19 protein-coding genes are annotated in these 22,450 nt (G+C 60.0%); 14 read left to right on the top strand and 5 right to left on the bottom strand.

The window, feature by feature from the left end; all coding sequences use genetic code 11:
- Window positions 1-216: 216 nt before the first annotated feature.
- From ABTV29_RS27620 to ABTV29_RS27565, 12 genes are all read left to right on the top strand, one after another.
- On the top strand, window positions 217-468 hold the full coding sequence (locus ABTV29_RS27620; protein ID WP_433767714.1) for a helix-turn-helix transcriptional regulator: 252 nt from the start codon (window positions 217-219) through the stop codon (window positions 466-468).
- Window positions 465-1,664 carry a type II toxin-antitoxin system HipA family toxin gene (locus ABTV29_RS27615; RefSeq protein ID WP_433767713.1) on the top strand — a complete coding sequence of 400 codons (1,200 nt, stop codon included), beginning with the start codon at window positions 465-467 and terminating at the stop codon, window positions 1,662-1,664. The genes ABTV29_RS27620 and ABTV29_RS27615 overlap by 4 nt, the downstream gene beginning before the upstream one ends.
- A gap of 385 nt (window positions 1,665-2,049) precedes the next feature.
- A complete protein-coding gene (locus ABTV29_RS27610) occupies window positions 2,050-2,982 on the top strand; it encodes an NAD-dependent epimerase/dehydratase family protein (protein ID WP_433767712.1) in 933 nt (310 codons plus the stop codon).
- 61 nt (window positions 2,983-3,043) lie between these two features.
- On the top strand, window positions 3,044-5,857 hold the full coding sequence (locus tag ABTV29_RS27605) for an endo alpha-1,4 polygalactosaminidase (protein WP_433767711.1): 2,814 nt from the start codon (window positions 3,044-3,046) through the stop codon (window positions 5,855-5,857).
- Entirely contained in the window at window positions 5,835-9,461 is a 3,627-nt protein-coding gene (locus tag ABTV29_RS27600; RefSeq protein WP_433767710.1) for a tetratricopeptide repeat protein, read from the top strand. Before ABTV29_RS27605 ends, ABTV29_RS27600 begins: the two co-directional genes overlap by 23 nt.
- 28 nt (window positions 9,462-9,489) lie before the next feature.
- Entirely contained in the window at window positions 9,490-10,008 is a 519-nt protein-coding gene (locus ABTV29_RS27595; RefSeq protein WP_433767709.1) for a penicillin-binding protein activator LpoB, read from the top strand.
- A gap of 5 nt (window positions 10,009-10,013) precedes the next feature.
- Window positions 10,014-11,378, top strand: a complete 1,365-nt coding sequence (locus ABTV29_RS27590; protein WP_433767708.1) for a PelD GGDEF domain-containing protein — start codon at window positions 10,014-10,016, stop codon at window positions 11,376-11,378.
- Window positions 11,356-12,345, top strand: coding sequence for a HEAT repeat domain-containing protein (locus tag ABTV29_RS27585; protein ID WP_433767707.1), 990 nt, complete (start codon window positions 11,356-11,358; stop codon window positions 12,343-12,345). The genes ABTV29_RS27590 and ABTV29_RS27585 overlap by 23 nt, the downstream gene beginning before the upstream one ends.
- Window positions 12,342-13,856 (top strand): GT4 family glycosyltransferase PelF, encoded by a 1,515-nt coding sequence (gene pelF, locus ABTV29_RS27580; RefSeq protein ID WP_433767706.1) that lies wholly within the window; start codon window positions 12,342-12,344, stop codon window positions 13,854-13,856. Before ABTV29_RS27585 ends, pelF begins: the two co-directional genes overlap by 4 nt.
- Entirely contained in the window at window positions 13,857-15,227 is a 1,371-nt protein-coding gene (pelG, locus tag ABTV29_RS27575) for an exopolysaccharide Pel transporter PelG (RefSeq protein WP_433767705.1), read from the top strand. It abuts the gene before it with no gap.
- A gap of 288 nt (window positions 15,228-15,515) precedes the next feature.
- Complete coding sequence (locus ABTV29_RS27570) at window positions 15,516-16,466, top strand: enoyl-CoA hydratase/isomerase family protein (protein WP_433767704.1); 951 nt, start codon at window positions 15,516-15,518, stop codon at window positions 16,464-16,466.
- Between the two features lie 88 nt (window positions 16,467-16,554).
- On the top strand, window positions 16,555-17,274 hold the full coding sequence (locus tag ABTV29_RS27565) for a hypothetical protein (protein WP_433767703.1): 720 nt from the start codon (window positions 16,555-16,557) through the stop codon (window positions 17,272-17,274).
- A 31-nt stretch (window positions 17,275-17,305) separates the two neighbouring features.
- Here the strand turns inward: ABTV29_RS27565 and ABTV29_RS27560 are convergent, their stop codons facing one another.
- Window positions 17,306-17,683 carry a winged helix-turn-helix transcriptional regulator gene (locus ABTV29_RS27560; protein ID WP_433767702.1) on the bottom strand — a complete coding sequence of 126 codons (378 nt, stop codon included), beginning with the start codon at window positions 17,681-17,683 and terminating at the stop codon, window positions 17,306-17,308.
- A gap of 90 nt (window positions 17,684-17,773) precedes the next feature.
- On the opposite strand from ABTV29_RS27560, the gene ABTV29_RS27555 reads away from it, so the two are divergent.
- A complete protein-coding gene (locus ABTV29_RS27555; protein ID WP_433767701.1) occupies window positions 17,774-18,910 on the top strand; it encodes an alkene reductase in 1,137 nt (378 codons plus the stop codon).
- A gap of 201 nt (window positions 18,911-19,111) precedes the next feature.
- On the opposite strand, the gene ABTV29_RS27550 is transcribed toward ABTV29_RS27555, so the two are convergent.
- Window positions 19,112-19,987, bottom strand: a complete 876-nt coding sequence (locus ABTV29_RS27550) for a WYL domain-containing protein (RefSeq protein WP_433767700.1) — start codon at window positions 19,985-19,987, stop codon at window positions 19,112-19,114.
- A 119-nt stretch (window positions 19,988-20,106) separates the two neighbouring features.
- Between ABTV29_RS27550 and ABTV29_RS27545 the strand changes: the two genes are divergently transcribed.
- Window positions 20,107-20,361 (top strand): hypothetical protein, encoded by a 255-nt coding sequence (locus ABTV29_RS27545; RefSeq protein WP_433767699.1) that lies wholly within the window; start codon window positions 20,107-20,109, stop codon window positions 20,359-20,361.
- 20 nt (window positions 20,362-20,381) lie between these two features.
- Here the strand turns inward: ABTV29_RS27545 and ABTV29_RS27540 are convergent, their stop codons facing one another.
- From ABTV29_RS27540 to ABTV29_RS27530, 3 genes are all read right to left on the bottom strand, one after another.
- Window positions 20,382-20,717, bottom strand: a complete 336-nt coding sequence (locus ABTV29_RS27540; protein WP_433767698.1) for a YkgJ family cysteine cluster protein — start codon at window positions 20,715-20,717, stop codon at window positions 20,382-20,384.
- An 85-nt stretch (window positions 20,718-20,802) separates the two neighbouring features.
- On the bottom strand, window positions 20,803-21,831 hold the full coding sequence (locus tag ABTV29_RS27535) for a hypothetical protein (RefSeq protein ID WP_433767697.1): 1,029 nt from the start codon (window positions 21,829-21,831) through the stop codon (window positions 20,803-20,805).
- Window positions 21,832-21,841: 10 nt separating this feature from the next.
- A complete protein-coding gene (locus tag ABTV29_RS27530) occupies window positions 21,842-22,414 on the bottom strand; it encodes a hypothetical protein (RefSeq protein WP_433767696.1) in 573 nt (190 codons plus the stop codon).
- Between the last annotated feature and the right edge of the window lie 36 nt (window positions 22,415-22,450).

Below are 22,450 nucleotides of genomic sequence, written 5' to 3'. Positions count from 1 at the left end.
ATCTACAGGCAAAAAAAAGCCCGCGGGAGGGCGGGCAAACCGTAGTTTCTTGAATGAGCGAGGGGAATGTACAGGCTCGGGCGCAGGGGCGGGGTGAAGAAATGTTCATGTGTGGGGTGGGTGCGGTGCTCTCTGTTGCAGGGGAGCTGAATATACAAGTTCGTGAAAATGTTACGTGTGCTATACATTTAGTCGAAAATGTCACGGTAGCTAGACATGGATTATTCACTGATCATCTCTCGCCTCGGTCAGCAGATTCGCGAAAAGCGAATAAATCGAGGCCTGACGCAAGCACAGCTTGCCGACCTCGCCGGTTTGACCCGACAGAAAGTCATTGCTGTAGAGAAGGGCACCCTCTCTGTGGCCATGGTCGCTTATGCGCGGGTCCTGGGAGCACTGGATTGTGAGTTCGCGGTTATCCCGGCAGCGCTGCCAACCCTTGAAGAACTGGGGGATTTGTTCGAGTGAAAATGACTACGCTCAAAGTCGATACGCCAGAAGGGACCAGCGGCAGGGTTTTTACCAGCGCTGAAGATTTTGTTTTCCGCTATCAGGAAGATGCGTTGTCGGCTGCCGCTATCAGCCTGACGATGCCGGTACGGGCGGATGAGTTTCGTCGGCGGGACCTGCATCCCGTGTTCCAGATGAACCTGCCGGAAGGCTACGTGCTTGAGCAATTACGCAATCGCCTTGCCAAAACCGTTAACGTCGATCCCATGTTGCTGCTGGCTTTGTCCGGGAGCAGTTGCCCCATCGGCAGGGTTCGAGTGCGCTCCGAGACAGTCGATACCTTGCTCGCGAAACAGCAATTTGCAGGGGAAAAACTGGAGGACATTCTGACTTGGGATGGTACGGAGGATATTTTTGCCGACCTGCTCGATCGTTACATCCTGCGCGCCGGAATTTCAGGTGTTCAACCCAAGGTGTTGGTGCCGGAACAACAGGACGCCGGGTTGCCAAGAGTCACGTCGAAGACCTCGGACCTGATTATCAAAAGTGGTCGCGACGAGTTTCCTGGCCTGGCAATCAATGAATTCCTTTGCATGTCGATTGCCAAGGAAGCGGGCTTGCCGGTGCCGCAGTTTTATCTGTCCGATAACACGAAACTGTTTGTCATGCGCCGCTTCGATCGGGATGAGCAGCTCAACCCGATTGGCTTTGAGGATATGGCTGTGTTGATGGGGCTTTCGGCTGACAAGAAATACAGCAAAAGCTATGCGGCGATTGCCAAGGCTGTCCGGTTGTTCTGCCCGGTGCAACATTTGCGATCTTCCCTTGATCAGCTATTCGATAGCGTTGCCTTGAGCTGCATCGTCGGAAATGGTGATGCGCATTTGAAGAATTTTGGCTTGCTCTACTCGCAGCCAACCCAGCGTGATGCGCGACTGGCGCCGGCCTACGACATCGTCAATACCACTGCATACATTCCAGAGGATGTACTGGCGCTGGATCTGGCAGGCAACAAATCCATGTTCGCCTCCAGGCAGGGGCTGCTGGAGTTTGCTCAAACCTGTGAAGTCGAGCAGCCAGGGGAGCGCATTCAAAAGATACTTGCAGCGGTTGAAGCAGTAATCACCCGATATCCCCAGCATCGGGAGCTGGCGCCTCATGTTGTCAGCGCCATTGAACAAGCGGCGGAGCCATTTGCACTGACGTTTGGATAACGTGTGAATCGTGGGTTCGTTCAAGTCTCGCACTTCACCGCATACCCGAATTGATATCCACGGCGCGCGAATGCCCCCCCATCAAACCATTGTGAGGGAGCGAGGCCATTAGCAATGGGTTACAATTTTTGGATCCGATTCGCGTCGTCAAAATAATGACTATTTTGTGGCGACGGTTACCGTTCGCTGATGAATTCGACAACCTATTGACAGTAATCCCCGAATCTCCCATCATCGATAGCGTTTTAGTGGCTTTGCGCCATAAAGTCGTCGGTCGTGACCGCTTGGTATCACATTCTCCACATTGGTCTATGATTGATCCGAGCACATACCGTTAGCGGACTACCTAACTTGATATCCGCTTGAATCTTCAGGAAGAAATTTCATGTTTGTTGAGCGCGTACTGGTCACTGGCGGGGCAGGTTTCATTGGGTCGCATCTTGTGGATGCCTTGCTGGCCAAGGGGTACAAAGTTCGCGTTCTGGACAATCTGTCGACTGGCAAAGTCAGCAATTTGCCGATGGATAACTCTAATCTGGACCTGGTCAACGGTGATGTCGCGGACAGCAGCGTCGTAAATCAGGCCATGCGTGATTGCGGTGCCGTCGTACATTTGGCGGCAGTGGCCTCGGTACAGGCTTCGGTGGATGATCCGGTTTCGACTCATCAAAGCAATTTTGTCGGCACGTTGAACGTTTGCGAAGGCATGGCCAAAGCCGGGATCAAGCGCGTTGTGTTTGCCTCCAGTGCTGCCATCTACGGCAACAACGGCGAAGGCACAGCCATCGACGAAGACACCCCGAAATCTCCGCTGACGCCCTATGCCAGCGACAAACTGGCCAGCGAGTACTACCTGGACTTCTATCGCCGCGAGCACGGCCTGGAGCCAGTGGTCCTGCGCTTCTTCAATATCTTCGGCCCACGCCAGGATCCTTCTTCGCCGTACTCCGGCGTGATCAGCATCTTTACCGAGCGTGCGTTGAAAAAGCTGCCGGTGTCGATTTTCGGTGACGGCCAGCAAACCCGCGACTTCGTCTATGTCTTGGACCTGGTGAAGATTCTGCTCCAGGCCGTGGAGATGCAGTCGCCGCAACCGGGTGCGGTGAATGTCGGCCTCAGCCGTTCCACCAGCCTCAACGATCTGATCGCCGAATTGGGAGCTGCTACCGGCACACCCTTGACCGTGAACTATCAGGCGCCACGTCAGGGCGATATTCGCCACTCGCGCGCCAACAATGCTCGTTTGCTCGAGCGCTTCAACCTTCCGGAGCCGACGTCGATCGGCAATGGATTGGCGCAGTTGATCCGCAGTCTGTAACCCGTTCGGTGTAACTGCTTCGGGTGCAGTGATTTTGGTTCATACAATTCAAGAGTGAGTTATGGAATTCGTTTTTCGCAGGACGCGTGTCCGCTCGGTCGCCAAACGACTGTTAGCTGCTCTGGCATTGTGCGTGAGCGGTCCAGCCGTGCAGGCTGCCGCACTGGTGCCACCTTCCAGTGTGTCCTTCTGGTATGCCGATGAGCCACCGCTGACCGAGCTGGCCCAGTTCGACTGGGCAGTGGTCGAGCCGGGGCATATGACGGCGGCGGATGTCAAAACCCTGCGTAGCCTGGGCAGTGAGCCGTTCGCTTATCTGTCGGTTGGCGAGTTCGACGGCTCCAAGGCCGAGATCACCAAGGCGGGCCTCACCAAGGCCGTTTCCCCGGTGCGCAATGACTCGTGGAACAGCCAGGTCATGGACCTCACGGCACCGGCCTGGCGCGAACACCTGCTGGGCCGTGCCAAGCAATTGCAGGCCCAGGGTTATGCCGGCCTGTTCCTCGATACCCTCGACAGTTTCACGCTGTTGCCGCAAGCATCACAGCAAGCGCAGCGCGAGGGCCTGGCCAGTTTCCTGCGCGAATTGCACAAGCAGCAACCCAAGCTGAAGCTGTTCTTCAATCGCGGCTTCGAGGTGTTGCCCGAGCTCGACGGCGTGGCGGCGGCCGTAGCATTCGAGTCGCTGTACGCGGGCTGGGATGCGGCAGCCAAGCGCTATCGTCCAGTGCCGGAAGCCGATCGCCAATGGCTGCTGGGCCAATTGCAGCCTTTGCGCGCCAAGGGTATTCCACTGGTTGCGATCGATTACTTGCCGCCTGAGCGTCGCGACGAGGCACGCAAACTGGCCAAGCGCCTGCGCGATGAAGGCTTCATTCCGTTTATCAGCACCCCTGATCTCAACTCGATGGGCATCAGCACCATCGAAGTCCAGCCGCGCCGCGTCGCGATGGTCTATGACCCTCGCGAAGGAGATCTGGCCTATAACGCCGGGCACTCATTGCTGGGTGGCCTGCTCGAATATCTGGGTTATCGCGTCGACTACATTCCGGCCACCAGTTCCATGCCGGAGTATCGCTTCAGTGGCTTGTATGCCGGCGTGATTACCTGGATGACCAGCGGCCCGCCGCAAGACAGTCCGGCGTTCAACCGCTGGATCAGCGCGCGTCTGGATGAACATGTACCGGTGGTTTTCTTCGCCGGTTTGCCCGTTGAGGACAAGGTGCTGCTCAAGCGCCTGGGCCTTGATCGCAACGCGCCTCCGGGTACTCAGACCCTGACCATCACTCATCAGGACAAGGCGCTGGTCGGGGCGTTCGAAGCACCGGTGCAGCCCCGATCCCGTGACCTGACAGCGGTTTCGGTCTTGCCCAAGGGGCCGAAGCCGGCACTGTCGCTGACCAATGCGTCGGGTGAGGTGTTCACCCCGATCGTCATTGGCGACTGGGGCGGCCTGGCGCTGACGCCTTACATTCTTGAGGTGAACAACGAGCGCAGCCGCTGGATTCTCGATCCCTTCGCGTTCCTCAAGGCCAGCCTGCGACTGCCTGAGCAACCGCGTCCGGACACCACCACCGAAAACGGCCGCCGCATCGCGACCGTGCACATCGATGGCGACGGTTTTCCTTCCCGCGCCGAAGTGCGTGGCACTCCTTACGCCGGTCGCCACACGCTCGATGACTACATCCAGCCCAACCCGTTCCTGACGTCGGTATCGATCGTCGAGGGTGAGATCTCGCCGCGCGGCATGTTCCCGCATCTGGCGCGTGAACTGGAGCCCATCGCCCGCGATATTTTCGCCAACCCGAAAGTCGAAGTGGCCACGCACACCTTCAGCCATCCGTTTTTCATGCAGCCGGACAAGGCCAAGAAGCGTGAGAACTTCAGGCCGGAATACGGGCTGAACATGGCTATTCCGGGCTACAACAAAATCGACTTCAATCGCGAGATTGTCGGATCGCGCGACTACATCAACCAGCAGCTCACCACCGCGCAAAAGCCGGTGAAAATGGTGTTCTGGCCAGGTGATGCCCTGCCGTCCGCAGAAACACTGAAGATTGCCTACGATGCCGGCCTGAAAAACGTCAACGGCGCCGAAACCATGATGACCAAGGCCGACCCGTCGCTGACCGGGTTGAACCCGTTGCTGCGTCCCACCGAAGGCGGCCTGCAGTACTACGCGCCGATCATCAACGAAAACCTCTACACCAACCTGTGGAAAGGCCCGTACTACGGCTTTCGCGATGTGATCGACACCTTTGAGCTGACCGACAGCCCACGGCGCCTGCGCGGCCTGCACCTTTACTACCACTTCTATTCGAGCACCAAGCAAGCCTCGATCAAGGCCATGCACGAGATCTACGGCTACATGCGTGATCAGAAGCCGATGTCGCTGTGGATGAGCGACTACATCGACCGCCTGCATGGTTTGTATCAGGCCAGTCTGGCGCGGACCCTCGATGGCAACTGGCAGATTCGCGGCATGGATGCACTGCGCACCGTGCGCCTCGACCCGCAGATGGGCTGGCCGGATCTGTTGCGTTCGCAAGGCGTCGCCGGGGTTCGTGACCTGCCGCAAGGGCGCTATGTGGCCTTGAGCAGCGACCGTGCGTTATTGGTCCTGCGCCCCGATCGAGACGACAGACCGGCACTGGAGGAAGCCAACCTGCCATTAGTCAACTGGCAGTACCTGGATGATCGGCGAGTGAGCTTTTCGTTTGCCGGGCAGTTTGATCTGAGCTTCTCGGTCCGCTCGGCGAGCGCTTGCCGGGTCGAAGTGGATGGACAGCGTTATGCAGGGAAGTCGTCTGCAGGCCTGTGGACTTTTCAATTACCAATGAAGCAGGTGAGTAATGGCCAGCTCCTCTGCAACTAAAAACAGTCGCCTGCTCAATCCCTGGGCATTGGCGGTAGTCGCGGTTGCCGTCGGTGGTCTGCTGTGGGCGACCTTCCAGCGTGAAGAAGTCTTCCAGCCCGATGGCCGTGAACCGGATGCCGTCTCGGCCAACTATGCCGAGTTGCTGCTGGCCGCCCACCCGGATGACGATCACCTGCGTCTGCAACTGATCGATCTGCTGATTCGCCTGGGCGATTACGCCAAGGCGCGCCAGCACCTGGAGGCCTGGCCTGCGCCAAAGCCGGAGGTTCAGGCCTATTACCGCCTGGAACTGGACGCACTGGTCGCGGCGAACAGCAACGATCTGATCGCGCAGCAAGCGTTGGTCGAGCGACTCAAAAGCTTCGATCACCGCGAACTGCCGACGCCGCAATTGCAGAATCTGGCGAAGCTGGCGCTGACACTGCAAGCCCCGGCGTTCGCGGCCAGTGTCTACGAGGAAATCGCCGGGCGTGATCCGAAGCTGCGCACCGAGTCGCTCAAGTCCGCAGCCCAGTGGTATCTGGCGGGTGAGCAACCGGGACGTGCAGCGGAGATCTATCTGCAGCTCAAGAAAGACACCCAGGTTGAGACCGAGCGTCGCGAATATGCGCAGCTGGCGTTCAACGGCCTGCTGTCCGCCGGTCGTGGCGAAGACGCCGCACAAGTGCTCTCCGATGAACTGCCGCAACTGACCAATCCGCAGACCGATGTGGCCTGGCTCGAGCAGGGCGTCGATGTCGCGGTCGCGAACAAGCGCTTTGACCTGGCCGAGCAAGTGCTCAAGCAGTGGCAGACCTTGCAGCCGGACAACCCGCAGATCCCGCTGAAGACTTTCCATGTGCGCCTGGCCATCGGCGACCTGGCGGGTGCCTGGGAAATCGGTCAGCAACTGGCAATCGACCACCCTGAAGATCCGGCGTTGATCGAGCAAATGGCTCGCCTGGGTGAATGGCGTGGCGATTCCGAGGCCGCACTGGGGTACTGGATCAGCCTGCTGGAATTGCGCGAAGACCCGGAAGTTCGTGAGCACGCCTGGCGTCTGGCGAGCATGCAATTCGACTTCGATCGTTCGATCCCGTTGCTCGCCGGCATCATGGATCAGCGCGCGCTGACCGACACCGAACTCGATGCACTGAACTACGGGCACGAATCGCGGGGCACGCCGGGTGAGGCCGAAGCCTGGTTCCGTGCGTACGTGCGCAAGTATCCGGAGCATCGCCTGGCCTGGACGCGTTTGCTACAGAACCTGGAAAACACCGGGCAGTTCGAAGCCAAGTCCAAGGTCTACAAGGACTATTCGAAGCGCTTCAAGCTCAACACCACCGAGCAGGTCGACTGGGCCAACACCTACCTGAAGCTGTTCGATTACCAAGGCGCATGGAGTGTCTTGAAGGAAGATGACCAGAGCATCACCGACGAGAGTTACTGGCGCACCCGTGCCGCCCTGGCCTGGGACCTGGAGCGCGACGAAGACCTGCGGGTGTCCCTGGAGAAACTGCTGTCGCTCGATGGCAAGTTGACCAGTGGCGACGAGAGTCAGTTGATCACCATCTATCGCACCAGCAACCCGCAACGCGCCTTGACCTTGACGGTTGGCAGTTGGGAGCGCACCCGGGATCCGCAGCGCCTGGTCGAAGCCTTGCAGCAGGCCCAGGAGCTGGAGGACTGGCCGCTGGTGGTGAAGCTGCTCAAGGATGCCGAGCAGCATCCGGAGGCCTACGAACAGGCCCAGGTGCTGGCGGTCCGCGGCGCCCTGGCAGTGCATGAGGGGCAGAGCGATGAGGCCGAGCGTCTGTATCAACTTGGCTTGCAGCGCTATCCCGATGACAACCTGTTCCGTGAGCGCCTGGTGTGGCTGTACGTCGATCAGGGCAACACCGCGAAACTCAAACCGTTGCTCACGCAATGGCGCAGCAATGCACGTGAAGACCGCCTGTTGTGGCTGCCTTTCGCCAGTGCCAGCCAGATGCTCGGGCGTGATGCGGAAGCGCTGGCCTGGTATCGCATGTACCTCAAGACCAGCCCGCAGGACTGGCTGGTCCGGGCAGCCTATGCCGATGCCCTGGAAAGCGCGGGTTACGAGGATGCAGCCCAGCGTCTGCGCCTGAAACTGTTGCGTAGCCCGGAGGGCGAAAACATTCAGCCTTCGTCCCAGCGGTACGCGATCTGGCTGCGCCTGATGTCCAGCAGCTATTCGCCGAAGAAGGCGCAGCAGGAAGTGTTGAAGTGGAAGGATGGCTCGCCGGCCATGCTGCAGTTATGGTTCGAACGCTTGCTGGCGCGTCTGGATGCCACCAATCAGGAAGCGCAGAAGGATGAATGGCTGGCGTGGGCCCGTAGCCAGGGCCTGAAGGTCGAGCGCTACGAGCAGATTCAGGAAGCCCTGCGCAGCCGCAACAAAGAGCAGGTCGAAGCCCTGTTGGCCAGCAGCGACTTGAACCCGGCGCAACGGGCCCAGGCACTCAACCGTCTGGGACGGCTGGGCGAAGCACTCGATACCAGCCTTTCGGCGTTGGGTGACGAGCAGCCGGAAGCGGTGCGCGAACAACTGCGCCGTCAGGCCGTGGAGATCAACGAGCGTACGCCGCAAGGCGCACAAATTTCCTGGCATGAGCAGGACTTCGGCGGCCTGGATTTCAAAGGCCCGCGCCTGGAGATCGCACAAAACCTGGGTGATAAGTGGTACGCCGATGTTGAACTGGAACAGGGCGACTACAGCGGCGACGACATCGACTCTTCGGAAATCGGTACCGAGCGCAACGTCGCCCTGACTTTGCAACGGGCGGTAGAGGACGGCAGTTACAAGTTGTTCGCCGACACCAGCCAGCGCAGCGATGACGACCGCAACGGCCTGGGCCTGTCCCGGACCTGGCAGTTGGGCGTGAGCGATGAACTGGAAACCGGCGTCGACTGGCATCGCAAGAACGAAGACAGCGGTTTGATGCGCGCTTTCGGCCAACAGGACCGCGTGTTCCTCGGTGGTCGTCACAGCCTGACCGCCCGCGATCAGTTCAGTTGGGAAGTCGCGCAGCGCTCGTTCTCCACCCGTGCCGGCGACGACCTGGGTGATGGTCATGCGTTGAAGATGGAATACAACCACACCCTGGAATTCGCCGGTCCCAACTGGACCGTGCGCAGCGGTGTCGACTATCAGAAGAACAACGTGAAGGACAAGACGCTGAATTATCTGTCCAGCAACTTTGGCGGTCCGGTGATCTCGGCGGCTCCGCCGGCTCCAACCTTTGATCCTGATACCGGAATAGCCGATCCGATCAACCCGGCGGATATCCCGACGGTACAGGCCAGCGACCTGCTGCAAAGCCGCTACGGCCAGCTCTATGTCGGCAGTTCCTGGCGTCGCGGCTTGCCGGGCGCGCTGGTGCGCACCCGCCCGCAATACACCTGGCTGGTGGACCTGACAGGTGGCTGGCAGTGGACGGACTCAACCTTCAACTACGGCATCAGTACCGGGCTCGGCATTGAAGTACTGGGTGACGACGAACTGGCCCTGACCTTCGGCTACCAATCCGCGCCACAAGGCGGGGACGGCAAGGCCGGCGGAACACTGGGTGTGAGCTACGGCGTGCGCTTCGGACGCTGATCATGGAATTTCTACGGGAGTACAACGTATGCAAGCAATTCGTAATCTGAGCCTGGCACTGGCCGTTGTGTTCGTCGCCGGCTGCGCCAGCTTCACCGATGAGGCCAGCCCGAACCTGCCACGCAGCGCGCAATGGGGCGTGGTGCCGATGGTCAACTATTCGCAGACGCCGCAGGCGGGTGAGCGCAGCGAGCAGATCCTGATCAGCGTGCTCAGCAGCCACGGCCTGAAGCCGCGGGTTTACCCGCCGAGCACCCAGGGCGAACAAGCGCTGATGGACGATAACGAGCGTCTGGCCGGTGCCCTTGATTGGGCGCGCGAGCAGAAGCTCGATTACGTGGTCGCCGGCAGCGTCGAAGAATGGCAGTACAAGAACGGTCTGGACGGCGAGCCGGCGGTAGGCATCAGCCTGCGCGTGCTCGATGCCAGCAGCGGTCAGGTGCTCTGGAGCAAAAGTGGCGCTCGCGCCGGCTGGTCCCGTGAAAGCCTGGCCGGCACCGCGCAGACCGTGCTCGACAAACTTGTTGGCGCCCTTCGGTTCGAGTGAACGCAATGAATTCTCCACACATGGATTACAGCCTGGCGCCTCGCGCCAGCGGCCCGGTGTCTTGGCTGGAAACGCTCCTGGTGACCGGCCTGGCCATTCTTCTCGGCCTGTGGTTGACCCCGGATGACCCGTTGCAAATGCACGGCGGTTTTCCGTGGCCGATTCTGGCGCCGCTGCTGTTGGGTGTGCGTTACGGATTTGTCCGCGGCCTGTTCAGTGCCGCGATTCTGGTGCTGGCACTGTTCGTCCTGCGTCACACCGGTCATGCCGCCTATCAGCAGCTTGAGCCGTCGTGGATCGTCGGCGTGCTGGTGTGCGGGATGCTGGTCGGTGAGGTACGCGATCTGTGGGAACGACGCCTGGAGCGTCTGCAGATGGCCAACGATTACCGCCAGTATCGTCTCGATGAGTTCACCCGCTCGCACCAGATTCTGCGGGTTTCCCACGATCTGCTGGAGCGGCGCGTGGCGGGCAGCGACCAGAGCTTGCGCAGTTCGTTGTTGGGCTTGCGTGAAAAGCTGCGGGTCATGCCGGAGGAAAGTGATGCACTGGGCTCGCTGGCCGAACCGATTGTGGCGGTGCTGGGGCAATACGGCACGCTGCGGGTTGCGGGTCTGTATCGAGTGGACGAGCGTGGAGATCGGATACTGCCCACGCCGCTGGCCACCATCGGCGTCATGGGCGAGCTGGACACCGACGATGGGCTGGTCAAGTTGTGTCTTGAGCGCGGTGAACTGGTGAGTGTACGCAAGGATCTGCTCGAAGCTGGCGCTGCGGGGCAATTCTCGTCACTTCAGGCCTGCATTCCGTTGATCGATGCTGAAGGGCGACTGTTGGCGGTATTGGCCGTGCGGCAGATGCCGTTCTTCGCCTTCCATGAACGCGTATTGAGCCTGCTGGCGCTGCTGGCCGGGCACATCGCCGACCTGTTGTTGCGTGATACCCAGGTGCTGCACTTGCAGAATGCGGATGCCCAGCACTTCACGTTGCAACTCAAGCGGTCACAGGTGGACGTCGAGAAGCACAACTTGTCTGCCGGGCTGTTCGCCTTTGAAATGACCCGCCCCAACGAAGAACTGACGCGCCTTTTGGAGCGCAGTCAGCGGGGTCTGGACCTGCACTTGCCGCTGCGCAACAACCGCGACCATCAGCTGTTGCTGGTGCTGCTGCCGTTGACCAGCCCACAAGGCACCGAAGGTTATCTGGCGCGTATCAACCTGATGCTGCATGAGCACTTTGGCATTGAAAGCGACATGGACAGCCTGGGCGTGCGGATCATGCCTTTCAACCTGGAGCCTGGTGAACCCAACGGGCTGCGTAACTTCCTGTTCAACGAGTGTGGTCTGAATGATCAGCAAGTGGCTGTTTAGCGGAGCCCTGGTGCTGGAAGCGGGCAGTTGGACCAGCTTGTGGTCGGACTTGCCCGAGGCACACCAATTGGCGGTGTTCACCTTAAGCCATGGCCTGGCCTGCGTGATGTTGTGCGGGGCGATCTGGCTGTTGCTGCCGGCGCGTTACCGTTCGCCGTTGCCGTGGAGCCCGCTGTTCATTTTCAGCCTGGCGTTCTTCGTGCCGGTGCTCGGCACGGTAGGGGTGGTCGCGGCGATTTTCCCGGCGTTGTACCTGCCGCGCAAACGCGAGAAACAAGTCTGGCAGGCGGTCGGCATCCCTGACCTGCCTTATCGGGCGCAGCTGCAATCACGTTCGCCGATCTTTGCCGATGGCGGCTTGCAGGACGTGTTGCGCCATGCGCCCGATCCGGATCAGCGCCTGGCTGCATTGCTGGCCACCAAACGCATGCCGGGCAAGGAAGCGGTGCCGATCCTCAAGCTGGCGCTGGGCGACCCGAGCGATGACGTGCGTCTGCTGGCGTACTCGATGCTCGATAAACAGGAAAGCGACATCAACCTGCGCATCCAGATCGCCCTCGGTCAACTGCACGGCGCCAGCACCCAGGCCGCCGGAAAACTGCACGGCACGCTGGCGCGCTGGTACTGGGAGCTGGCGTACCTGGGCCTGGCGCAGGGCAGCGTGCTCGAACACGTGCTCAATCAGTCCAACGAGCATGCCGAGCAAGCGCTGCAAGCAGGCGAGGGTGGTGAGCTTTTTCTGCTGGCCGGGCGTATCGCCCTGGAGCTTGGCGATGTCCAGCGTGCGGAAGTGTTGCTGACCAAGGCCCAGGAAGACGGCATGGGCGCGGCGCAGATCCTGCCATTCCACGCCGAGCTTGCCTTCGAGTCCGGCCAATATCATGAGATCCCGGGGTTGCTCGCCAGCCTTCCCGAGAAAACCCGTCAGCGGCCTCCATTCGCTGATCTGGTGAGGAGCTGGACATGAGTCAAAGGGAAGAGGCGCCGATAGCCGATATCTGCCTGCTGCTCGAAGGCACCTGGCCTTATGTGCGCGGTGGTGTGTCGAGCTGGATTCACCAGATGATCCTCGGTCTGCCGGAATTGACCTTCTCGGTGATGTTCATCGGCGGGCAGCGTTCGGCCTATGGCGAACGCCGCTACAAAGTGCCGTCGAACGTGGTGCACATCGAGGAAGTGTTTCTCGAAGATGCGACCCATCCGACCGATACCCGGGGTATGCCACGGGATGCCAATTTGCAGCAACAGCAGGACTTGTATCGCTTTCTGCATCACCCGGACGCGCCTGAACCTGCGCTGGGCGAAAGCCTGCTCACGTGCATCGCCGAGGGCCGCATGACCCTGGACGACGTGCTGCGCAGCCGCGCCAGCTGGGAAGCATTGAGCGAAGGCTATCGCCTGCACTGTGCCGACCCGTCGTTCATCAACTATTTCTGGACCCTGCGCTCGATGCAGTCGCCGATGCTGATGCTCGCCGAAGCCTCGCGCAAGATGCCACGGGCGCGGGTACTGCATTCGATTTCCACCGGTTATGCCGGGCTGTTGGGCTGCATCCTCAAGCAACGCTGGAACTGCACCTACCTGCTGAGCGAGCACGGGATCTACACCAAGGAACGCAAGATCGACCTGGCCCAGGCCAGCTGGATCGCCGAGAGTTCCGGCGCGGCATTGAATCGCAGCCTCGATGCAGGCTCAGGTTATATCCGTACCTTGTGGGTGCGCTTCTTCGAGCGTATCGGCCAACTGACCTACAACAGCGCCGACAGCATCATTTCGTTGTATGACGGCAACCGTCAGCGGCAAATCAAGGACGGCGCGGATCCGGTCCGCACCCGGGTCATTCCCAACGGCATCGACCTGCCGCAGTGGACCGCGGCGCTCGAATCCCGCAAACCCGGCATTGCGCCGGTGGTGGGGCTGATCGGGCGGGTGGTGCCGATCAAGGACGTGAAAACCTTTCTGCGGGCGATGCGCGGTGTGATCAGCGCCATGCCCGAAGCCGAGGGCTGGATTGTCGGCCCGGAAGAGGAAGACCCGGAATACGTCAGCGAATGCCGCAGCCTGATGGCCAGCCTGGGGCTGGAGGGCAAGGTGCATTTCCTTGGCTTCCAGCGTATCCAGGAGATCCTGCCGCAGCTGGGGCTGATGGTGTTGACCTCCATCAGTGAGGCACAACCTCTGGTGATCCTCGAAGCCTGGGCCGCAGGTACGCCGGTGGTCAGCAGTGACGTGGGTTCGTGCCGCGAGCTGATCGAAGGCGGCAGCGCCGAAGACCGCGACCTGGGCCTTGCCGGCAAGATCGTGGCGATTGCCGATCCGCAAGCCACCAGCACGGCGATCCTCGAGCTGCTGCGCAACCCGCAACGCTGGGAAGATGCCCAGGCCAGCGGCTTGCAACGGGTCACTCGTTACTACACCGAAGCCTTGATGCTGCAGCGTTATCGCGACTTGTATCAAGCCGCCATGGAGAACAGTTAAATGGCCGGGATTGGCTTCGAACTCCGCAAGATCCTGTCGCGCGATTCCTACACCGCGACCTTGCACGCTTATGTGTATGCCGGGCTGATCAGTTCCGGGCCCTGGGTGTTGTCGATCATCAGCGTGATGCTGGTGGGCATCATCAGTTTGACCCGTGTGGTGCCCAATACGCTGGTTGCACAGTTTCTGGTCACGGTGACCTACATGATGGCCAGCTCGTTGATTCTCACGGGTGGCCTGCAACTGTTCTTCACCCGATTCGTGTCCGATCGCCTGTTCGAACAAAAATACGATCAGATCCTGCCCAACCTGCTGGGCGTGCTGCTGCTGGTCACGGTCAGTGCCGGGGTGCTGGGGATCGTCGTGCTGGCCCTGCTGTTCGATCAGTCGTTGCTCTACCGGCTGCTGGTGCTGTCGAACTTCGTGGTGCTGTGCAACCTGTGGATAGTGATCATCTTCCTCTCGGGGATGAAGGCCTATAACCGCATTCTGCTCGTGATGCTGGTGGGCTATACGCTGATGGTGGTCACGGCTTACCTGCTGACCTTCCTCGGGATAGCGGGCCTGCTGCTGGCGTTGCTGATCGGGCACAGCACGCTGCTGTTCCTGTTCCTGTACGACATCCTGCGCGAGTACCGCGCCGAGAAGCTGGTCGCCTTCGATTTCCTCAAGGGGCGCCAGGTGTTTGTCAGCCTGCTGGTCACCGGGTTCTTCTACAACTTCGGTATCTGGGTCGACAAGTTCCTGTTCTGGTTCAACCCCGGCACTTCGAACAACGTCGTCGGTCCGCTACGTGCATCGATTCTGTACGACCTGCCGATCTTCCTCGCGTACCTGGCGATCATCCCCGGCATGGCGGTGTTCCTGGTGCGCATCGAGACCGATTTTGCCGAGTGGTATGACCGCCTGTTCAAGGCGATCCGCGAGGGTGAAACCCTGCAGCACATCAACTCGCTGAAAACCGAGATGACCCTGTCGATCCGCCAGGGCCTGCTGGAAATCTGCAAGGTGCAGGGGCTGACCGTGGTGCTGCTGTACCTGTTCGCCCCGCGGTTGCTGGAGTGGCTGGGGATCTCCAGTTACTACCTGCCGCTGTTCTACATCGACCTGATCGGCGTGAGCATCCAGGTGGTGTTCATGGCGCTGCTCAACGTGTTCTTCTACCTGGACAAGCGCACCGTGGTGCTGGAGTTGTGCGTGCTATTCGCCGTGTTGAACGCCGTGCTGACCCTGTTCAGCATGTACCTGGGCCCGAGCTTCTTCGGCTATGGCTTCACCCTGTCGTTGCTGGTCTGCGTCCTGTTGGGCCTGCACCGCTTGTCCACGGCACTGGAAGACCTCGAGTACGACACCTTCATGCTGTCGCGCTGAGGCACTTTTCAGGCGTCAAAAAAGGCACTGGCGATGACCGTCAGTGCCTTTTTTATTGGCCGTGACCGCATCCGATGACAGGTCATGTGGACTTGAGTCGCGCTGCTAGTCTTGATCACTCGTGCCAGCCTGGCCTTTGGCTGCCTGCACGAAACCACGCACATGTGTTGACCCGTCAAGGGATCGAGTAAGGCGCGTGATGTTCACGCTCCCACCAACAGGAAACAGCGCAATAACGGCTCAAACGGGACTCCACATGCCATCAGGCAATTCTCTGGAGCTGTTCCCATGAGACTTCATTTACTTTGCGCTGCCATCATGTTCGCCGTCATGGCGACGCCGGATCTGGCATTGAGCGCCGAAACCACCCCTTCATCCGCCGGCAAGGCAGCATCGAGCACCGCCGTTAAGCAGGAAATCAAACTCACGCGAGTCACGCCCGAGTACTGGCGGGTGACGTTCCACAACCCGCCGTACAACATCTACGGCCCCGAAACCATGCCGCAGTTGAACGAGGTGATTACCGCCATCGAGTCCGATCCGAAACTGGTGGTCGTGGTGTTCGACAGCGACGTGCCGGACTTCTTCCTGACGCACTACGATTTTGTGCCGGCGCTGAGCGAGACCACCAGCATGGCCAACGGCCCGACCGGCCTGCCGCCATTGCCCGACATGCTGGTGCGGTTGAGCAAGGCGCCGGTGGTGTCGATCGTGTCGATTCGCGGCCGGGCCACTGGTGTCGGCAGCGAACTGTCGCTGGCCAGCGACATGCGCTTTGCCAGCCGTGAGAAAGCCATCCTGTCGCAATGGGAAATCGGCGCGGCCCTGGTGCCAGGAGGCGGGCCCATGGCGCGCCTGCCCCGGTTGATGGGGCGTGGGCGGGCGCTGGAAGTGCTGCTGACCGGTAACGACATCAACGGCGAACTCGCCGAGCGTTATGGTTACGTCAACCGCGCGCTGCCCGATGCCGAGCTCGACAAATTCGTCGATACCATGGCCCGCCGCATTGCGCGGTTCGACAAGCAGTCGATTGCCGACATCAAGAAACTGGTGGACGCTGCCAGCCTGCCGCCGAACGAAGCCATCGCCGCCGAATGGGAGGGCTTCATCGGCTCGGTGCAGCGGCCGGCCGCCCAGGCGCGGATCAAGCAGTTGATGGAGTTGGGCTTGCAGAAAAAAGCGGATGTCGAGAAGCGACTGGCTCATTACACCGGCATGCTGGGTGAACCGTCGAAGTGATGTAGGGGCGCTGCGTGGCCGGTGGCTTTTCAGCGCCGGTCACTGGCCTATTCTTGAATGATCACCAACCTCCACGGAAACACCAACCATGAGCGATTTACTGCGGAACGTGCTCGATGCCCATGGCGGCCTGGAGCGCTGGAACCGTTTCACCACGCTAAACGCCACCATCGTCACGGGCGGGGAGTTGTGGGGGCTCAAGGGCGTGGTGCAAGACCCGATGCCTCGGCAAATGACCGTCAGCCTGCACCAGCAACGCGCTTCGGTGACACCGTTCGGCAACCCTGACTGGCGCACGGTGTTCAGGGCCGACTACATCGCCATCGAAACCACCGGGGGCGAAATCGTGCGCGAGCGCCAGAACCCGCGCGAAGCATTTGCCGGGCATGCCATGGACACCCCTTGGGACCCGTTGCACCGCGCTTACTTCAGCGGCTACGCCATGTGGACCTACCTGACCACGCCGTTTTTCATGGCAATGCCGGGTTTCAAGGTCAGCGAAATCGCACCGTGGCAGGAAGGATTGCAGCGCTGGTCTGGATTGCGGGTCGAGTTTCCCGCGCAAATCGCCAGCCATAGCCGCTTCCAGGATTTCTATTTCGGCGACGACTTTCTGCTGCGTCGTCATGACTACCACGTCGAGGTGGCGGGCGGTTTCGCTGCCGCGCAATACATCGGTGAGTATGTCGACGTGCAAGGGCTCCGCTTTCCAACCCGGCGCAGGGCTTATCTGCGGGGTGAGGATAGGCAGCCGTTGCGTGAGCGGCTGATGGTGTCGATTGACTTGAGCGAGTTTCGCTTGAGTTGAGCGCGGGCTGGCACGCGATCGGTGATACGCGTCAGTTGATGCGATCCCGAACGACCGCCTCGCAGGGCAGCAGTCGATGAACCTCGTCGAGTTCCCTGGCGTGATGTGTTCCCCATTCGATCAGCGCCTCAAGGATCGGTCGCAGGCTTTCGCCCAGCGGAGTGAGCAGGTATTCGACCCCCTGGCGATCCACTGCGCTGGGTTGGCGGCTCACCATTGCATGCTCTTCAAGCGCCCGCAGTTGCTCGATCAACACCTTCTGTGAAATGCCGACAATGCGGGCCTCCAGATCACAGGTGCGTTGCGGGCCGTCCAGCAATACATGAAGGATGACCGCCTTCCAGCGTCCCGAAAGGACACCCAGCGCACGCTCTATGGGCAAACCCGGCAGTCTATTGATCGTTTTCATATGTAACCACTGACCAAACGGTGTGTAGAGGGGGAGGATTGGCGAATCGTAGGCTTTGCTTCCGATCAAAACCGATCCGAAGGAAGTCCCATGATAGACCTGTTTGATTCTCTATTGGTTGGCGGCACCGTCCCGCTGAAGAACCGCATTGTCATGGCGCCCATGACCCGCACGCGCACTTCCGAGGGCGATGTGCCGAACGCGTTGATGGCCACCTACTACGGGCAGCGGGCCAGTGCCGGCCTCATCGTGGCCGAGGCCACCGACGTTGCCCCGTCCAGCAACGGCTACGCCATGACCCCCGGCATCTACACACAAGCCCAGCAACAGGGCTGGCGCCTGGTGACCGATGAGGTTCACAAAAAGGGCGGCACGATATTCCTGCAACTCTGGCACGTCGGCCGGATGGCTCATCCATCGCTCATGCCCAACGGCGAAGCGCCGTGGGGTGTCACCGAGGAAAGGGCTGAGTCACAAGTGTTTGCCCACGGCCCGGACGGCAAGTTGGGGCATTTTCCGGCGGGCCAGCCAAGACGTTTGAGAACCGATGAAGTGCTGGCACTGGTCGGCACCTTCACCCAGGACTGCATCAACGCTCGGGTGGCCGGCTTCGATGGTGTCGAAATCCACGGCGCCAACGGCTATCTGTTCGAACAGTTCATGAACTCGGTGCTCAATACGCGAACCGATTGCTACGGCGGCGCCAGCGTCGAAAACCGCACGCGATTCCTGCTGGAGGTGGTTGAAGCGGCGGTGCGTGAGTTGGGGCCGGGGCGGGTGGGGGTTCGCCTGTCCCCGTTCGGCAGGTTCAATGGCATTCCGGCGGACCCGCTGACCGAGCAGACCTTGCTCTACGTCGCCGAGCAATTGGGGCGTCTTGGCGTGGCGTATCTGCATCTGGTCTACGAGTTGATGCCTTTGGCGAACATGGAAGTTGCCGAATTCCAATCGAGCCATCTCGACCACGCCCTGCTGGCCGAGGTTCGGGCGGTGTTTCCCGGCACGATCATCTGGTGCGGCGGGTTCACTGATCGCGAAGGTGCACAGGACGCCCTCGATACCGGATTGGTGGATCTGATCGGCTTCGGCAGGCCGTACATTGGGAATCCGGACCTGGCTGAGCGTCTGAAGTACGGTTGGCCGTTGATGGAAGCGGATCGATCGACGTATTACACGCGGCGGGGGGAGGTTGGGTATACGGATTTTGCGGAGTATGCCGGGAGGTAGTGGGATTTAATTTATAAACGGAGTGCTACTCCTATCGAGCAATGCCTGAGTCCCGAGATTTTTCTGACTTCAAACACAAAAAAGACGCCCATGGCGTCTTTTTAATATCTGGTGGATCAACTGAACGCATCCATATTTGCGGCGGGCAAGCCTCATTCGACAACTGCATCCGTGCACTGCGTCTCTGGCGGGAAATGGGCCTCAATCATGCATGAGCCACGGCCTCAGTTCCTTGATGTTGCTGACCACGATCTGCTGTGCCTCAGGGTTGGTGGTCTGGTTTCTCGGGTCGACCTGATAGCGGCGCAATACGTATTTCACCAATGCCTTGCGACTGGCGACCACCAGTTGCCCGTCCGTCATGCCGAAGTCGGTTTCGATGATGGCCTGTTGCGCGGCGTTCAAGCGGCCATCGGGGGTAAAGATGATCGGCACTTCGGTATTCCAGTCTTCATCCAGCTCGCGTGTGTTTTGCGAAGCGTCCAGCAAGCCCGGCTCACCACGCAAGCGGCTCAGCACAAAATCGCGGTACTGGCGGTTTTTCTCGCAATAAGCGCGCACATGCCAGCGCATCCCGGTGTACACCAGGGTGTGAGGGGCAATCAGACGTATTTCCACGTTCGGGGTGTTGAGCGAAACGTACTCAGTCTCCAGGCGCAAACCGTCGCGACAAGCGGCGAGCAAAGGTCGCAGGATTTCTGGCCGGATCGGCCGGTCAGGTACTTCGAGCACCTTGGTATGGGCGTAGGCCAGGGCCAGCCCGTCGATATGCGGCGCCCGTTCATTGTTCTGGTAAAGCAGGTGCAGGTAGGCACTGGCGCTGTCATCGATGAACAGCGGTTTGAACTGCTTGCTCGGCACATAGCCCTTGCGTTGCTTGTCGTATGTCAAGTTTCGGGGCGCATGTTCATTGATGTAGGTGTTGATGTCTTTGGACGCCTGCTGGCGGCTGATGCCAAAGCTCTGGATCAAGTGCCCCGTGGTCAGCCGGCCTTCCCACCAGGCTACGGTCTCGATCAGGCGGTAGCGAAGTGCCAGATCCCAGCGGACTTGTTCGATGGATTGCTTGCGTTTCATGACCTCTCCATGTGCGCGAATACTTTACCTGTATAAGTCTACATTCTAGACCTGTCGTGAAACACTACATATCTTTCAGTTGTCTTCGAGCTCAATCGAATTCACGAAAGGATAGGGATATGAGTATGCCGGATACGATTTCGACAATTGCCTTGCTGATGATGGGAGCCATTTTGCTGGTGCTGATGCTGCAAAGCCTGAGGTTGGGCGAGCTCTGGAAAATGGCGCGTGGGTGTCAGCGTGACAGGCGCTGGGCCCGGATCCGGGAAATGGAGAACAGGGAGCTTCGCTCGGCGTTGCGCGCAGAGAAAGCGCACATTGAGCAGTTGCAAAGGAAGCTGGTTATTTTGCAGGAACTGGTACCGCAAGCCTAACGGGGAAAGGCTTGCACCGTTCAATCGGAGGAGGCGGAAGGCTGGAAGTTGAACCCCGTCAGACGAACCCGCTGCTCTGCCTGGTCCTGCAAAAGGGTGCAGGCCTGCACATTCAGCGTGACGTACTCATCCCAGGAATAGTGTTGGGCGTAACGTTGGGTGTACTGCCGATCCACCCGGCAGATGTCCGGGCGCTCTGCGTAAATGGTGCAGCGTTTGCCAGGCGTATCGAAATGCCGGCACGTGCCGTCACCACGATCCAGAAATCGGGTTTCTTCAGCCAGATGAACATGCTGGCAGCACAATCCACATTGGCTGCAGGGAAAGGTGTTGGCGGGGGCGGAGTGGCTGTGCATGAGCAGGTTTCACCGCCAATGAGGCGATGCCGGTAGTCATTGGAGCATGATAGGGAAGGCCCGCGCTGAAGCGCGGGCCTTGTTGTTACGCCGAAGGCGCGTCCAGGCCGGCTTTCTGGCCGTTGGCCACGGCGGCCACATCCTGGATGCGTTTTTCCGTTGCCAGAACCAGGTTGCCGTCCTTGTCCAGGATCGCAGTGTCGATCATGGCTTTGAGCAACTGAGCAAACTTGACGGAGCGGAACACCACGTTTTTGCTCTCGTCGGAGTAGGTCCGGTAGTCGACGCCATTGTTCTCAAGGACCGTCTTCAACTCGCTGACAGCGCGGCGCAGTTGCGAGCTGATCTTGGAGAACGTGGTGTTCGCCAGGGCGGTCACCTCTTCGATGGCGCGCAGTTTACCGGCCATCAATTCTGCCTGATCGCGGATGGTGCGGGCCTGTTCCATATTGCTGCGGGCATTGTTCAGGGCTTCTTCGCCCTTGTTGCCCAGAACGTGGCCAAAGATTGCCAGCGCTGGCCCGGCGACGATGCCGCCCAACACCATCATGCCCCCGGCCATGCCATAGCCGCCTGCTGCCAGCGAGCCGCCGCCCAGCCAGGCCAGTGTGGCGTTGGTGGCGGCCACGCCGCCCAGGGAGGAGATGGCCGTGCCGGTGCTGGCCGTTGCCAGCAGCATGGTGCCGTTGTAGGCACCGAAGGCCAGTGCGGCGCCCCCGCCCATGCCGGCGCCCAGGCCGAGACCCGCGTCCTTCAATGCCTGATAGTCCTGGCGCAGACCGACCAGGGTCTTGCTGGAAAAGTCGCCGGCGTTCAGTTTGTCCAGTTCCGGGCTCTGGCTGAGCTCGTAGTGTTTCAGGCGCTCGAAGGTCACGATGAAGTCGGCGATCACACCGGTGAACGCGCGCAGTTTGCGCTGACCGTAGTCTTCCAGCGTGGTGTTGGTCGCCTTGCGCTGTCTTTCAATTTTGCCGTTGGCGCTATCCACCATCGAGCGGGCATCGTTGTTGAGGTCTTTGGCGTCGCTGTGGTCGATCGCGCCGCTGATGCCTTTGGCGGCACCGTACAAACCGGCAGCCGCTGCGACTGCACCGATGATCAGAGGAATGGGCATGGTCTGTTCCTTACTCGAGAATGATGGAGATGGTTTTGCTGACTTCCAGGTTCAGCGTTTCCGCCCGCTCCAGGAGATCATCGAAAATGAAGTCTTCCAGTTGATGGTGTGCTTGAAACTCTTTGAGCAGTGCCCATTCGATACTGGAGATATGACCGTCGCGCAGCGCGACCAACAGCAGCTCGAACAGGATCACCTTCGGCGCGGTAGGCAGCTCGAATTTCTTGTCCTTGATCAGCTCTTTCAAAATCTTCGTGGCAGCCTGTACACGGGTTTCGGGTTTTTCCGCTTTGGGGATCGGGAACTTCTTGAGCGCCTCGACGAGTCGCGTACCCACGTCAGCGGACCCCAACATCCGGAAAGTCGGAAAGGGGACTGGAGCACCGATGGACTTTTCGAGCTCCGCTATCAGTTCGCGCTCTTTTTCGCCTTCCTGGATGGTAAGTGCGTTCAGGTCGGTACTGGAGGTGAGTTCATCCGAGGTCTTTCCATCCCACAGCAGCGGTTTGTCGGACAGGGCAAGCAGCTTTGCCAGATTCAGCAGGTGTTTTTGGTCCGACTCGGACAGCAGTTTGATCAGCATTCAGGGTGTCGTCCTTTTCTTGGGTATGAATCAGGT

The sequence above is a fragment of the Pseudomonas putida genome, assembly GCF_050989985.1.
Lineage (GTDB): Bacteria > Pseudomonadota > Gammaproteobacteria > Pseudomonadales > Pseudomonadaceae > Aquipseudomonas > Aquipseudomonas putida_AI.
This window is presented reverse-complemented; position numbering and strand designations above follow the sequence as displayed.